The following is a 15,248-nucleotide window of genomic DNA, read 5'->3' as shown; positions in this document are numbered from 1 at the left end:
AAAACAGCACTAAATCGGGCCAAAGGTAGTCAACTCCACCTAATCCCATAGGTAAGCCAGCAGGGCCTTTTGTTCGTAGATTTACTGGCTTATTCTGGCTTGCTCGTGTCCTTCCACTCTTTGCTATTACGTTGTGCCTTTCCTACCCGTCTGCGTACGCAGCGCGGCGTAGGTGTGGGGCTGCTTGGCGTACTACTGGCGTTTCCGGGCCTTGCCCAACACCCCGACACCGCAGCAACCGTTCGGCCTACTGGCCCACCACTTGCCACTGCTCCGCCCCCTGATTCTACGTCGCAGCTAAACCGGCGCCTGCCCCTGCTAGCGGGTGGGCTGGCTGTTTCTTACGCGGGCCTTGCCTACGCGCTAAGTGAAGGGTGGTACACGGGCGAAAAAACCAGCTTCCACTGGTTCAATGACCTGCCCGAATGGAAGCAACTCGACAAAGTAGGGCATTTCTGGGGCGCCTTCCACGAGAGCCGAGGCGCCGTAGACATGCTGCGTTGGGCCGGCGTGCCCGACCGGCGGGCCCTCTGGTACGGTGGGTTCGTAGGATTCTTGCTGCAAAGCCCCATCGAGCTGCTCGACGGCCAGGACCCCGCCTACGGTGCATCCGCCACCGACCTAGCCGCCAACTTCCTGGGCTCAGTTGGCCTGATTGGGCAGCAGCTGGCTTGGAACGAGGTGCGCATCATGCCCAAGTACTCGTTTCATACAACCCCCTATGCCGCCCGTCGTCCTAATGTGTTGGGCAGAAGCCTAGCAGAGCAGCACCTCAAAGACTACAACGGCCAGACCTATTGGCTCTGCGCCGACGTGGGCGCCTGGTTGCCGGCCACCTCGCGCTGGCCCCGTTGGTTGCAGCCAGCAATTGGCTACGGAGCCCAGCAAATGGTGTTCAATGACCCCGCTGCCAATGCCGCGGCGGGGCTGCAGGCGTATCGCCAGTACTACTTGAGCTGGGATATAGACTTGCGGCGCATTCCAACCCGCAGCAAACTACTGCGCCGGGTGTTCTACGTGGCCAGTATTTTCCATTTGCCCGCGCCTGCGCTGGAATGGAACAAGCGCCAGGGGTTTGTTGTGCGTGGGCTTTATTACTAGCCCACGCGCCGCTAGTAGTTGCTGCTGATAGCAACTAAAAGCAAGTAGCGCCTGCACAGTGCTATTTCTAGCTTTCTGTGCAGGCGCTGCCGCTTATTTAGTATGATACTACGCGAAGAGTTTCCTCTGCCGCTTACTCTACCACCAGGGTGAAGTTTTGTGGTTCGCCATCAACGGTAGCCCGCAGATAGTACGTACCGGTGGTGAGGGTAGTCGGCAGCTTGAAGGTAGACTCTCCTGCTGGCACTGACTGGCTGAGCAAGCTCACCAGCGTACCCTGCTTGTTGAAGATGCGCAATGTCACGTCTTGCGCCTGCTTGGCCTGCCACGTGATGGTAGGACGGCCATCTACGCTTGGGTTGGGGTAAGCCGAGAGAGGCAAAGCCGTTGGAGCAGCAGTAGCGGTGGCTGTTGCAGTCCGGTTGCCGGAAGTGGAGCGGTACAGAGCCGAGGCCGGAACAACCTGCTTGCCGAGGCCGGGGCCAGTGTAGCTCACGTTCAACACCTGCTGACCGGTTCTTTCAAAGAAGCCAACCGAAATAGCGTGCTTACCTGCTTTCAAGCCAATGGAGCCTGACTGCTCTGCCTCAGAGTGCAGGCCGTCGTTGTTAACCACTACTCTGTCGCCAATTATGAGCACGGAGCCATCGTCGGAGGTGGTGTAGAAGGTGTAGGTACCGTCGGCGGGTACGTCAATGTAGCCGGTGTACTTGAAGGCAAAATCGTCGTTGCGGTTACGTGGCGTAACGGCGAAGGCCGAGATAGTACCGGTTTTCACGGCGCTCAGCGAGTTGAAATCAGGCACATTGCTCCAAGCACCCTCGTAGTAGGCATAGTCTAGTCCGCTCACTACATTCGTTGGGTTGTCGGCATCACGCAGGCCTGCCAATCCCATGGTTGCAGACCGGTACAGAGCGGAAGTAGGAATAACTTGCTTGCCTATGCCGGGGCCGTTGTAGCTCACATTCAAGAGTTCCTGGCCGCCGCGGTCGAAGTAGTCAACCGTAATGGCGTGTTTGCCTGCTTTCAAGCCGATGGAACCAGAGTTCTCCCGCTCTCCGTGTATTCCGTTGTTGTCAACCACTACTGTCTCGCCGATCATAAGCATCGAACCGTCGTCGGAAGAGGTGTAGAAGGTGTAGGTACCATCGGTGGGCACGTCGATGTAGCCAGTGTAGCGGAAACCAAATTCGTCGTTGCGGTTGCGGGGGCTAACCACAAAAGATGGGACAGAACCGGTTTTCACGGCGTTCAGCGAGCTGAAGGTAGGAACGTTGTTCCAGTTGCCTTCGTAGTACGCGTAGTTTACGCCGTTCGTGACGTTGGAGGGGTTGTCGGCGTTGCGCAGAGTCACAACTGGTTGGGTAGATGTAGAGCTGGCGGCCCAATACAAAGCAGTAGCAGGAATAATCTGCTTCACCAAGCCAGGACCCGCGTAGGTTACATCCAGTACGTCCTGTCCGGTGCCATCGAAGTAGCCAACCGTAATGGCGTGGTTACCGGCTTTCAAGCCAATGGTACCCGACACCTCGATGCGGCCGTGCGCACCATCGTTGTTGACTACCATTCTGTCGCCGATCATCAGCACAGAGCCGTCGTCGGAGGTAGTAGAGAAGGTGTACATACCGTCGGCAGGCACGTAAACGAAGCCAGTGTAACGGAAAGCGAAATGGTCGTAGCGGTTGCGCGGCGTGAGTGCAAATGACGGCACGTAGCCAGTCTTCACGGCGTTGATGGAGCCGAAGTTAGGCACCCGGTCCCACATACCTTCGTAGTAAGAGTAAGCCAGTCCAGGTATGGCATTCACTGGGTTATCAGCATCGCGCAGGGCCGTTGTGGAGCCACCGGTGTACTTGAAATCCAGGGGTGCGTAGCTGTAGTTTGGTTTGCCAGACTCGGTGTTGAAATCCCGGCCAATACCCGAAACGGGACCGTTGCACGTAGCAGCAGCAGCGGTTCCGATGGTAGTGTTGGAATCGTGCCAATAGTCGCCGCCATTGGTTTCCTCGCTTACTAAATAGTACTTGGTGTTGGCAGCAAGCGTAACCGGATTGGGGAGAGCTGCGTATCTAAACTGCTCGTTTGCTCCCCCTGCCATGTTGATGACAACCGAGCCTGAAGCTACATCGTTACCGCTGTTGGCTTCTACCAGTTTCAGCGTATGGGGTCTGCTGTTTCCTTGCACATAAATTCTGCCCAGCTCTGTTACCTGCATCGGGCTGTTTCCTACGGTGAACTCCATACCCAACCACATGTTTTGGCTGTAAGCAGGAGTTGCGGAGAGGGCCGTCAGTAAAAGCAGCAGTTTGAACCCACGTGCTTTAGAGAAGATAAGATTTGAAATCCGGCGAAGAGAGCTGTGCGCGGTATGATTTTGTTTCATGTAAATTCTGTTTTGTGAGTAGTGTATTGCTACCACTTGCTCGTAAAGCAGTTAGAAATTGAATTCTTTTGGGAGGCAACCAGTCCGCGCTACCTATTTGGCTAAGCGCGTTGCTACGTAGCACATGCGTGCCTATAGCTTCTGGAAATGTTGCCAGACTGGTTTGTTACCTCGTCAAGATGCTGCCGTGGCACCTGCTTTAGAACCTTGATAATCAGGTCATTTGCAGGGAGCAGCTTGTTGCTGTAAGCAGTAGTCAACAAACCACCACTGCTTGCAGGCTAGGCTAAGGCACGTTGGCGCCCGATACCTGGAATGGCTGCCCCAACACTGGGTAGAAGCCACCGCATTCAAATTCACTCTGGCCGTTTGCACCCACGCCGAACTGATTGCCACCGTTGGTATGGAAAATAACGGGGCCGTAGCGGTAGTTGATGATTTGCTTGCCCGCAAAGTCAGCTATCGTAACGACAGGGGCTTCAGTGCCGTGGTTGTCGTTGTCTTCCACCCACACCGGATCTTTCAAACGAGTGTCGCGCAAAGTTTTGGTTATGCGCCCCGTGTTGCCGGTCAACCGCACCCACTTAATAGCCCGCTCTCCGCGCGATACTACCATGAGCACCTCACCTGGATTGCTGTTATCCGAGTTGTTGATGAATCCTTTGCTCTTAGAATAGGCAATGCTGGTTGGGTTACTACCTACAGCCACAGTACCTACTTCCGTAATCTGGTTTGGTGACCCACCAACGAAAGAGCCGTAGCCACCTACACTAAACAAGTGCAACGTGCCGTCTTGGGTCGCCACATACGCTTGGTTGTAGCCAGGCACCAAGCTGGTGCGTACTGCTGTCGGCGCCTGAGTCAAGGTTACTACTTTAGCTACAGTCGGTGCTGAACCTGGCGCTGCATCGAACGTGAAGGGCCACTGGTTGGGCTGCTGGCCAACATTCTGGGTGAGTTGGAAATTGCTGCGCGAGGTGAAATACATGTTATGCATTTGCTCGAACAAAGGCTTCAGGTCCAAGAAAGCCACTTTCTTCTCGGCTTTGCTGATGATGGTAGCAAAGCCACCCCGGGCATACCGTCTCTGGTTGTCGCCCGAAATAAAGCTCTGACGGTTGGTTTCGTTGTTTAAGTCAAGCTGCATTTCCTGGTAGCGGCGGTTGCTTCCGTCGGGCGACACCATCCAGCCCTCATTATCATCGAGGCTAGTTGCATAATCAGCTGAAGCTGATATCTCGGTGGGTTGTGTCATTCCGGGCAGATCTATGTAGCCCAGTATTTTTAGGAACGTAAACAGACCTCTGTTACGCAGACCTGGAAACACTCTCGACCAGTCACCCCAGAAGCTGTTGCCGGTACCCATGGCCAGTACTGCAACCTGCCCTTTCCGCTGGTTGGTATCCCACACAGTTACGAGAGCAAATTCGTTGTTGCTGGTCATGGCAATGGCGGTAGGCACTTTGCCTGGCGCCAGCTTCACGGCCACTTCACCCCGGCTGGTGTTGGTGCCAAATGCAGCAATAAGCCCCGACTGAAATGCTACCAAGCTGTTAGCCGACCACGTACTGAAACCATAGGAGTGAGCTACAGCAGTAGGCTGGCGCAACGGACCGCCGTTGGTAAGGATATAGTTGGGACGTGCAATGTCCACGTCCGGGCTTCCACCTCCATAATACACCCAAGGCAAATCTGGCTTTTCGCTCAGGGTACCCTCGCCCATTACCATCGTCTGCAGTACCGTCAGGCCCGGATGAATGGGTAAGTCAGGTACAAAAAGGAACTGCGCTTGGTTGGAAAAGTAGTCGTGCTTAGAAGGGTCCTGGGTGCCGATTTGATAATCCCAACCAGGAGCACCGTGGTTATCGATACGGCGGTCTGCTGGTTTGTACTGGGTCGGAAAACCGTCGTTAGACAAGTTGCTGGGGCTACCGTAACGGTACTCCATGCCGGATGCAAGCGAATAATTCTGAGCTAGCCGCTGATACGTGTCAGCATCTACAGTCGGGCTGCCTGGCAACGTGTTTTTGGCCGTGCCCAACGTCTTGCCTGTTACAAAAGGGCTGGCACCTTGCCCAAGAGCAGTACCGCTCGCCAGCACCGAAAGTGCTAAATAGCAGAAAAAATTATATTTGCCTGGCGCTATTCTTTGGCTCTCCCCTTTGTTGGCCTTGCGTTCTTCGTAGTTGCTGGCGGGCCGCCAGGACATCTGATTTGCGGAAATAAGGTCTACTTGCTCTAAATTATTTAGTGGGCTCACGCAATGTTGTTGTGAACCAAGAGCAATAAAGTTTCGGGTGTAGCGTTTTAACGCACGGGCTGTGGATTTGACCATTACAAAAGAAAAGTGTTGAATTGAAAGCGCAATTGCATTAGCACTTTTTTGTTTTTTGGCTTTTTTATTTTTTTGTATTTTTCAAATTCTTTAAGGCCGTTTTAATGAAACCCTCACGTAGCGAGGGATTCGGACTTATTGCTTGCGCAAGGTGATTTGAAAAGTGGCACTCCCCATCTTGGTGTAAGAACGACGTCACTGGCAGCTTTGCTTATACATAATAGCTTGGTATCCAGCTAAATGTATTACACTCTCGAGAGTCTAAACTCTCTTTTTGTTTCAAGCAACTATTCTACCTTCTATTAGTAGTAGGCAGATACTATCACCAACTACACAAAGCCCAGGGCAGGCAACCACAACGAAAAAGTGATATTGACCCCCTCTATTCTGAGCACAAGTTATGAATTACCAGTGATAACTAAACGCTCCCTTATACCTGCCAACCTTAATATAAAGCAAAACTCACAGGCGTCAAGTATAGGTAATAGCATCTAGCACCTATATGCTTTTGGTCACTTGCTATAGCTTGTGCAATCGTAATAGTTGGGCTTATTGGGCGATTTAGCTACTTATAATGGTATTTAACTATAGAATGAAACGCTGTATAAACATGGTTTGGGAGCTCCAAAAAGCGTCAAAAAAAAAGTTACATATACTTGTAATTTTCATCAAAAATTTATATTATATAATAAAAAGTAAAAATATGGTTATCAGAATAGTATAGAAATTATATTTTTGCAAGCACTAAACAGGGTTAACTATCTCACTGTCAATACATAAACCAGGATCCTAGTTAGCAAAAACAAAGTGCAGCGCGGAATCAGCTACTTGCACGGCATTTAGGCTACAGGAGCCAACAACCCACATAGTATCTACACTCGATGACCAGCTATAGCTAGCATACCAATTTGCAGATATGCAAAAATTTGCGAGCAGCCTCCACCCAGTTTCAGTGGACCAGCAGAGATGTTTCATTATTTACATCTGGTTACAAGATGCTGAGCGCATCCAGCCACCTGGCTTGGGGTTACGCATTCTTTCTAGGAGTGCGTATCACGTGACGTATCCCTCATCATAGAATGAGAGAAGCAGTCTTACCCTTCTCCTCCCCCGCTTAGGTACTTGATAGTTGGGGGTTACTCTTTTTAACATATATAAGGCTGCCGTCAGCTGGCCCACCTGATTCTTTCAGCAAGCCCCCTGCTCTTGGTCTGGTAGCCGCTTGGTTGGGTGCAGCTGTGCTACAACCACTCATCTGTCCGTGCCACTGGGCTTTACTTATCGGTAAGAGATTGAAAGAATCGTGGCATTTTGTTCTCCTGCATCGTGCGGAGAACCGCTTCTTTCCGTAAACGGACCTCACACCTGAGCTCAAAGCAAAACCACCTAGCTGTGCGCTACTTTTGCTCTTTGTTTTAATTCGCACCCATCGCCCTTACCCATATGAATGTAGGAGACCGAGTACGCCTGCTCACCGGCCGCGAGCAAGGCATTATCACCCGCCTGCTCAGTGACGACCTAGTAGAAGTGGCCATTGACAATGACTTTACCATTCCTGTGCTGCGCCGCGAGGTAGTGGTAATAGCAGCAGACGAGCAGAAAGCTTTCGGCACTTCCTCCCAAGGTCCGGTTGCTCCGCGCGACGTAGCAAAAGCGGCAAAGGCTGCTAAATCGGCCAAAGCCGCTCAGCCAGCCGTGCAGCGCCCCGTTACTGCCCCGACGGGCAGCACTGCCGAACAACCTGCCCCACCTAAGGCCATTGTACCACAGCCTGCCCCTAAAGGCCTGTACCTGGCGCTGAGCCACCAGTCGCCAGAATTGCTGTCGGTGCACGTCATCAACAACACCGACACCGACGTGCTGTTCACCTACGGCGAAGAACGTCGTGAGCAGTACCGCGGCTTAACGTCGGACAAGCTAGCGCCCAAAACCGTGAGTGCCGCCCTAGGACATTTTCACCTCAAAGACTTCGACCAGTGGCCCGCGTTGGTTGTGCAGTTGTTGCCCCACCAGGTGAACGGCACCGCTGCCTACGAGCTGATTACCAAGCGCACGCAGTTCCGAGCTAGCAGCTTCTATACCAGCCGCCGGGAGGCCCCCGTACTCAAGCAGGATGCCTATCTCTTTCAGCTCGATGAAAAGCCTGCTGCCCCGGTAGCCATTGCGCCCGACAAGCTAGCGGACACGCTGAAAGCCCAGCTTACCGGCAACGCCCCCGCTAAGCCAGCCGCAGTAGCCCCTGCCCCTGAACCAGCCAAAGCCATTGTGCCTCCTCCTCACGAAGTTGATCTGCACTTGGAAGCCTTGCAGCCAGAAGGAGCCCACGAGCTTTCCAACACGGCTATCCTAAAGATGCAGTTGGAAGCCTTCGAGGACACCCTGAGCCGGGCCTTGGCTACCAACATGCACGAAATCGTCTTTATTCACGGGTCCGGCAGCGGCACGCTTCGTAAGGAAATCCATAAGCTGCTGAGCCGCAATAAGGACATCAAGTTCTTCGAAGACTCCCGCAAGGAGAAGTTCGGCTATGGGGCCACGTTGGTTCGGCTGAAGTAGCGGCTCTTGTCTGACTTGCAAAAGCAAAGCTTCACGAAAGACCGGCGAGTACTTGCGTGAAAACAGCGGCTGATATGGGGTAGCCCCGTATCAGTCGTTGTCTTTTTGGCGGCATGCGGAGCGGTTAGCTGGTATGTCCTCTACTCGTTACTCGCTGAAAGGCTTGGAGCTAGATCTACGGCCCAACACTCCTCTCCGCTACTCGATTGATTATCCAGCTTTGTGCTGATACGCTGTATAAAAGCTCATGCCTTCTGGTTGGAGCTTCAACTACGTTAGTCAGGACTTTTTTTGCAGGAAGACCGATCTTGCATCAGCAGCGAAGGTGGCCCATCGGCTACAGGCTACCCTTGCGCAACCTCGGCAAGACAAGGTGCCGGCGCTTCACCCGTAGCGTTAGTAATTCGGCATCGGATACCTACACACGCAGTCATGTACGACATCATTGGCGACATTCATGGCCACGCTTCGGAATTGCAACAACTGCTTACGAAACTTGGCTACACGCTACAACAGGGCATATACCGGCATCCGACACGGCAGGTAATCTTTGTCGGGGATTTTGTGGACCGGGGGCCACATATCCGGGAAACCCTGCACTTGGTGCGCGGCATGGTGGATGGCGGTACGGCCTTGGCAGTAATGGGCAATCACGAATACAACGCCATCTGCTTTCACGAACACCACCCGCAGGGTGGGCATTTGAGGCCCCACATTCCGCGCAATATCTTTCAGCATCTGCGCACGCTGGAAGAGTTCAACAGTCGGGAAGGCTGGGAGCAATGGCAAGACTACATCCGGTGGTTTAAGACGCTGCCGCTGTTTTTGGAGTTGCCGGGCCTGCGCGTAGTACATGCCTGCTGGGACCCGCGCCACATTCAATACCTGCGCAAACAACTCCCGGATGCCCGCCTCACCGACGACTTTCTGCTGCGGAGCACCCAACGCGGTACGCCCGAGTACCGCGCAGTCGAAGATACCCTCAAAGGCAAAGAAGTGGACTTACCGGTTGGCACGTCCTTCCACGACAAAGACGGCAACGCTCGTACCAAGATGCGCACCCGCTGGTGGCGCAACCCGCAAGGCAGCACCTACCAAGAGTATTTCTTGGAGCCTATTGAAGCCCTCAACTCGCTGCCCGTTGACCAAACTGCTTTGACCGATGTTTGGCATTACCAGGACGACATACCGGTATTCTTCGGTCACTACTGGCTACGCGGCACGCCCCAGATTCTAAACGTTCACGCCGTCTGCCTCGACTACAGCGTCGCAAAAGGCGGCGAGCTGGTAGCTTACCGGTGGAATGGTGAGCAGGAGCTGACCGCCGCTGGGCTGTTCAGTGCGTAACGAGTTCAGATAGCAGCATGCAGGATAGCAAGTTGCGGGCAGCCACGGCAACCTATACTCCGGTGTTGTTGCGCTGCAGAGGAAGTGGGGTGTACTTGCTGCATACTTTGCTTCGGATTCCTTGAGTGGCGGCACAACACGACGGGCCATGCAGCCCGGCGGAAACTCCAGTTACTTTGCGGAAATATTCTGCATTCATGAAACCACCTGTCACCCTAACGGGAGTGCTGATACTGGCTGCTGCGCTGCGCAGCTTCGGCCAACAGCTTCCGATTCCGCTTAACCTCCAAGCCACCTACGCCAAAGGCACCCGCGCCGCCACTGGCGCACCGGGGCCGAAATACTGGCAAAATTCCGCCGAGTACGACATCAACGTCAGCTTCGACCCTGCTACGCGCAAGGTGGCCGGCACCGTGGATATTGCGTATCAGAATGCCAGCCCCGACTCGCTTCGGCAGCTGCAGTTCAAGCTCTACCCGAACCTGTACCAGAAAGGCGCACCGCGGGCCAGCCGCATGAGCCCCGAAGACATTGGTGAGGGCGTACAGATCGAGGCCTTGAGTTTGGCTGGCCAAGCGCAGGACGTGCGTAAGCTTACCATTCAGGCCACCAACATGCCCGTGAAGCTCCCGAAAGCACTGGCGCCCGGTGGCAGCCTAAAGGTGCGCGTGGCTTACTCGTACATTCTCAACAAAGGCTCTCACATGCGCACCGGCGAAGTGGAGCCCGGCGCCGATTTCGTGGCCTATTTCTTTCCGCGCGTTGCGGTGTATGATGATATTGATGGCTGGAATACCATTGAATACAACGGCTCGCAGGAGTTCTACAACGACTTCTGCACCTTCCGAGCCGCCATTACGGTGCCCCGCAACTTTGTGGTATGGGCCACTGGCGACCTGAAAAATGCCAACCAGGTACTAGCGCCAAAATTTGTGAAGCGCCTCCAAACTGCCGAGCAGCAAGATGGCATCACCTCTATCATCGGCTCCGATGACCTGAAGCGCCAAGACGTTACCACAGCAAACCCGCAAAACACCTGGCGCTTCGAAGCTCATGATGTAACGGATTTTGTGTTTGCCACCGCCGACCATTACGTGTGGCAGGCCAGCAGCGTGGTGGTAGATGCCGCCACCAAGCGCCGTACCCGCGTGGATGCGGTCTACAATCCCAAACACAAAGACTTCGAGGAGGTGGTGGCATTCAACCGCAAAACCGTGGAGGCCATGAGTTATACGTTCCCGAAGTGGCCCTTCCCCTACTCCCACGAAACCGTTTTCGATGGCCTCGACCAGATGGAATACCCCATGATGGTGAACGATAACCCCGTGGAAACGCGGGACGATGCCATTACCCTCACCGACCACGAGGTGTTTCATACCATGTTTCCGTTCTACATGGGTACCAACGAAACCAAGTACGGCTGGATGGATGAAGGATGGGCGACCATTGGGGAGTGGCTAATTTCGCCCTTGATTCAGCCCGGCTTCGTAGACGAGTATGGCGTTGAACCTTACGCTCGTGGCGCGGCACAAGAGTTTGATGTGCCCATCACCACGCTCAGCACGCTGCAAAGCGGCACCGCCTTTTTCCTGAACTCCTACCCCAAACCGGCGCTCGGTTACCTCTACGTGAAGGATTTGCTCGGGGAAGAGCTGTTCACGAAAGCGCTCCACACCTACATTCAGAACTGGCACGGCAAGCACCCCATGCCTTTCGACTTCTTTAATTCCATGAATACGGGGGCCGGTCAAAATCTGAACTGGTTCTGGCAGCGCTGGTTTTTCGAGGACGGCTACCCCGACTTAGCCATAACCAGCGTCACGAAAGCCAGCGCTGGCTATGATGTGGTGGTAACCGCTAAAGGCAGCAAACCAGTACCCGTTGATTTGACCGTGACGTTTGCTGACGGCAAAACAGAAAAGATTCATCGCACAATTGCGGTTTGGCAAGCCGGCAATACCTCCGTAACGGTACCCGTTGCCACCAAGCAGGCCATCCGGAAAGTTGCACTAGGCAGCACCTACGTACCCGACAAGCACAAAGCAGACAACAGCTGGGAAGGAAAATAACCAGCTCGGCAAACAGGTTGCTCTCGTGTTTCAGCCCTGTGCATCTCCTGTTTTCAGGTTGTGCACAGGGCTGACTGGTAAATAAGTGAAAAATATTTTCGGGTTAGGGCAACTTCTATGACATATCATACATCTATGTTGTACTAACCTACTTATCCCATGCTCTCCTCTATCATCTTCTATTCGCTTGATAAAGCAATCCGCCAATACCGTAAGCTGGCGCAGGCCAACATCGACCGGGCGGGCATTGCTATTACCATCGATCAGTGGCTGGTGCTGCGCGTGATTCAGGAGCACGACGACCTCACCCAAACCGACATAGCCGAGCGGGTTTTCAAAGACCAAGCCTCCGTAGCGCGCATGATTAGTCTCTTGCTGAAAGCTGGTTTGCTGGCCGCCGAGCCACTCCCCCACGATGGCCGCCGGTCCCGGCTTCGAGTGTCCGAGGCTGGCTTGCGCACGCTGGATGCCGTGCAGCCCGTGGTGCTCAATAATCGGCAGCTCGCGCTAGAGGGCCTTACCGAAGAAGATCTGGCGGTGTTGCGCCCCATGCTTGAACGGATTTACAACAACTGTCTGGTCGCCTCTCAACCCACTAGCGCCGCTACACCAGCGGCGCCCCTAGAACTACCCCAGTAGCACCAACACACCAGTTTACGCTATTCAATAAAAATTATATAGAACCTATTGCATCTACGAATTATTTCGTATTCATTTGTACGAAATAATTCGTAGACGATTACCGAAGCCTTTCCCACTTCCGGGAGCAGCCATAGCTGCGCACGACCGAACTCGTTTCACTGCTTCCATCCTACCGGCTCATTCAGCTGCCACTTAGTAGCCTCCGCTGACTTCGACTCAGATATAACCCTCTCCTTTTCCTAACCTCATTGCCTCTCTGTTACCCATGAAAGCTAAATCCTTCATGCGGCTACGGCTGCCCTCTTGTGTCGTTTTTTTCGCTTCCACGACGCTGCTTTTCCCGTCTATGGCTGCTGCGCAAACCCCGGCTGCGGTAAGCGGCACTGTGCAAGAAGCATCCGGCAAACCCGTTGCATTCGCTACCCTCACCCTGCACCGCGCCTCTGATTCAGTGGTTGTGAAGTCCGACTTCAGCGACGATAATGGCGGGTTTCGGTTGGCTCCCGTGGCTGCCGGCCGGTACTTGGTTCTCGCTTCGCAGGTAGGGTTTGTGCGTCGCTGGAGCGCGCCGTTTGAAGTAGCTACCACCGCCGTGCAGCTTCCTACGCTCACGCTACAGGCCAGCGGCGCTACCAACCTAAAGGAAGTGACCGTGGTAGGCCAGAAGCCGATGTTCGAGCGTCTCGCTGACCGCACAATTGTGAACGTAGAAGGCAGCACCTTGGCAGCCGGTGCCAGCTCGCTGGAAGTGCTGGGCCGCTCACCAGGCGTAACCGTGGATGGCAACGATAATCTAGCTCTGAAAGGCCGGCAGGGCGTCATGGTGCTTATTGACGGCAAACGCCAACCCATGACCGGCTCTGAGCTAGCCGACTACCTGCGCGCCCTGCCCGCCGACCAAGTGAAAAGCATCGAGCTGATAACCAATCCGCCCGCCAAGTACGAGGCGCAAGGCAGTGCGGGCATCATTGCCATCAACCTCAAAAAAGACCAGCGCCAGGGCACCAATGGCACCATCAACGCGAGCTATGGCCTCGGCAAATATGGCAATGGCAAATACATCACTGGCTTTTCAGTCAACCACCGCCAGAAGCAGGTGAATACGTTCGGGAGCTACTCCTATGCCGACCGGGAGAACTTTGGGGCCCTGACCATCAACCGCAACTTCTTCAGCTATCCTAATGAGCAGAAACAGTTTGAAGGCAGCACGCTACAAGAGAACTTCAGCCACAGCCTCGGCCGCTCGCACACCTGGAAAGCTGGCCTCGACTACAACCTGGGCGAGAATACCGTGGTAGGTGGCACCGTCAACGGCCAGCAATACACAACCGTGATGGACGGCACCAACGATTCCGAACAGTTGGATGCGGCCAGCAGCCCCCAGAGCCTCTACCGCTCCACCAACGACCAGCTCTTCCGTACGTCCAATGTGGCGGGCAACCTCAACTTCCGCCACACCTTTGCTACTGACTCGGCAGGTGCCCGGGAGCTAACGGCCGACGCTGACTATGCCCGCTACGAACGGAAGCGCCTGCAACAGCTTAACACACTATATTTCCTTCCCAAAGACTCCGTAGACATACTTGATGGTAATCAGCAGGGCACGCTTACCATCCAATCGGTGAAGGCCGACTACACGCACCCGTTCAGCAAGCAACTGCGCTTGGAAGCAGGCGGCAAAGCAAGCTGGGTACACTCCGACAATGACGTGCTGTTTCGGATTCCGGGCACCGATGGTAGTGCGCTGATACGCGACTCACGCCGTTCCAACATCTTCATCTATGACGAAAACATTAACGCGGGCTACGTCAACCTGAACTACACCTTACCAGGCTGGACGCTGCAAGGGGGCCTGCGCGGCGAGCAAACCAACGTAACCGGCCGCCCCGAAAACCCCGACGAGGGCTTCTACCGCAACTACTTTCAGTTCTTCCCCAGCGCGGCCGCCAAACGTAAGTTCTCAGACAACCATGAGACTTCGCTGTCGTTGAGCCGGCGGATTGACCGGCCTTCTTATGGGCAACTGAACCCCTTCCGCTCCTATATTGATGCCACCACGTACGGCGCGGGCAACCCCAACTTACGCCCGCAAACCAGCTACAACTTCGAGCTAACACACACCTACAAGCAGAAATACAGCTTGGGCCTGAGTTACAGCGTCACCTCCGACCCCATCATCGGCACGGTGCAGCCCGCCGACGACAGCACCCGCGCCGTGGTATCAACCAGCCAGAACCTAGGCAAGCAGCAGTACGTGGCTCTTACGCTGAACGCTCCGCTGGAAATTGCGAAGTGGTGGACCATGAACAACAACGTAGTGCTCTACTACAACCACTTCACCGGCAGCCTAGCCGGCACCGACTTGAATGCCGGCAAGGCCGCCTATAACGTAAACTCCACCAGCACGTTTCCCCTCGGCAAAGGCTGGACGATTGACCTGACGGGCAGCTACCAGTCGCCGGAGGTGTACGGGTTCTTCCGGCTGCGTCCGCAGGGGCAGGTAACCGCGGGCATTCAGAAGTCGGTGTGGGACCGGAAAGGTACCTTCAAGCTCAACGTTACCGACATTTTCTACACCGGCGTGACGCGCGCTACGTCCAATTATAACAACTACGTTGAGCGTTTCTACCAGCGTGGAGATTCTCGCGTGGCTACCTTCTCTTTCTCTTACCGCTTCGGCAACGAGAAAGTAGCACCTACCCGCCGCCGCCAAGGCGGCGCCGAAGATGAGAAACGCCGAGCTGGCTAGCCATTTTGTAGCTACCACGAGCATAACAACTTCACGTTGCCAAGAAATACAACAAATAATTTACAC

General features: G+C 54.4%; 8 protein-coding genes. 6 read left to right on the top strand and 2 right to left on the bottom strand.

Annotated features, from left to right (window positions below):
• Positions 1–105: 105 nt before the first annotated feature.
• Positions 106–1,101, top strand: coding sequence for a YfiM family protein (locus MTX78_RS08625; protein WP_243801741.1), 996 nt, complete (start codon positions 106–108; stop codon positions 1,099–1,101).
• A 133-nt stretch (positions 1,102–1,234) separates the two neighbouring features.
• On the opposite strand, the gene MTX78_RS08620 is transcribed toward MTX78_RS08625, so the two are convergent.
• Positions 1,235–3,484, bottom strand: a complete 2,250-nt coding sequence (locus MTX78_RS08620; RefSeq protein WP_243801739.1) for a PA14 domain-containing protein — start codon at positions 3,482–3,484, stop codon at positions 1,235–1,237.
• Positions 3,485–3,770: 286 nt separating this feature from the next.
• On the bottom strand, positions 3,771–5,693 hold the full coding sequence (locus MTX78_RS08615; protein WP_243801737.1) for a hypothetical protein: 1,923 nt from the start codon (positions 5,691–5,693) through the stop codon (positions 3,771–3,773).
• A gap of 1,569 nt (positions 5,694–7,262) precedes the next feature.
• Here MTX78_RS08615 and MTX78_RS08610 point away from each other — a divergent pair.
• From MTX78_RS08610 to MTX78_RS08590, 5 genes are all read left to right on the top strand, one after another.
• The gene (locus tag MTX78_RS08610) at positions 7,263–8,375 is read left to right on the top strand and encodes a Smr/MutS family protein (protein ID WP_243801736.1); all 1,113 of its coding nucleotides are present in this window, start codon (positions 7,263–7,265) and stop codon (positions 8,373–8,375) included.
• A 432-nt stretch (positions 8,376–8,807) separates the two neighbouring features.
• Complete coding sequence (locus tag MTX78_RS08605) at positions 8,808–9,722, top strand: metallophosphoesterase (protein WP_243801734.1); 915 nt, start codon at positions 8,808–8,810, stop codon at positions 9,720–9,722.
• 197 nt (positions 9,723–9,919) lie between these two features.
• Entirely contained in the window at positions 9,920–11,791 is a 1,872-nt protein-coding gene (locus tag MTX78_RS08600; protein ID WP_243801732.1) for a M1 family metallopeptidase, read from the top strand.
• A 159-nt stretch (positions 11,792–11,950) separates the two neighbouring features.
• Positions 11,951–12,430, top strand: coding sequence for a MarR family winged helix-turn-helix transcriptional regulator (locus MTX78_RS08595; protein ID WP_243801729.1), 480 nt, complete (start codon positions 11,951–11,953; stop codon positions 12,428–12,430).
• Between the two features lie 268 nt (positions 12,431–12,698).
• Positions 12,699–15,182 (top strand): TonB-dependent receptor, encoded by a 2,484-nt coding sequence (locus MTX78_RS08590; RefSeq protein WP_243801727.1) that lies wholly within the window; start codon positions 12,699–12,701, stop codon positions 15,180–15,182.
• Positions 15,183–15,248 lie beyond the last annotated feature (66 nt).

Source organism: Hymenobacter tibetensis, assembly GCF_022827545.1.
Taxonomy (GTDB): Bacteria; Bacteroidota; Bacteroidia; order Cytophagales; family Hymenobacteraceae; genus Hymenobacter; species Hymenobacter tibetensis.
This window is presented reverse-complemented; position numbering and strand designations above follow the sequence as displayed.

Coding starts and splice junctions, on each gene's coding strand:
- MTX78_RS08620 (WP_243801739.1), bottom strand. CDS start 3,484: ATGAAACAAAATCATACCGCGCACAGCTCTCTTCGCCGGATTTCAAAT.
- MTX78_RS08615 (WP_243801737.1), bottom strand. CDS start 5,693: ATGTCCTGGCGGCCCGCCAGCAACTACGAAGAACGCAAGGCCAACAAA.
- MTX78_RS08610 (WP_243801736.1), top strand. CDS start 7,263: ATGAATGTAGGAGACCGAGTACGCCTGCTCACCGGCCGCGAGCAAGGC.
- MTX78_RS08605 (WP_243801734.1), top strand. CDS start 8,808: ATGTACGACATCATTGGCGACATTCATGGCCACGCTTCGGAATTGCAA.
- MTX78_RS08600 (WP_243801732.1), top strand. CDS start 9,920: ATGAAACCACCTGTCACCCTAACGGGAGTGCTGATACTGGCTGCTGCG.
- MTX78_RS08595 (WP_243801729.1), top strand. CDS start 11,951: ATGCTCTCCTCTATCATCTTCTATTCGCTTGATAAAGCAATCCGCCAA.
- MTX78_RS08590 (WP_243801727.1), top strand. CDS start 12,699: ATGAAAGCTAAATCCTTCATGCGGCTACGGCTGCCCTCTTGTGTCGTT.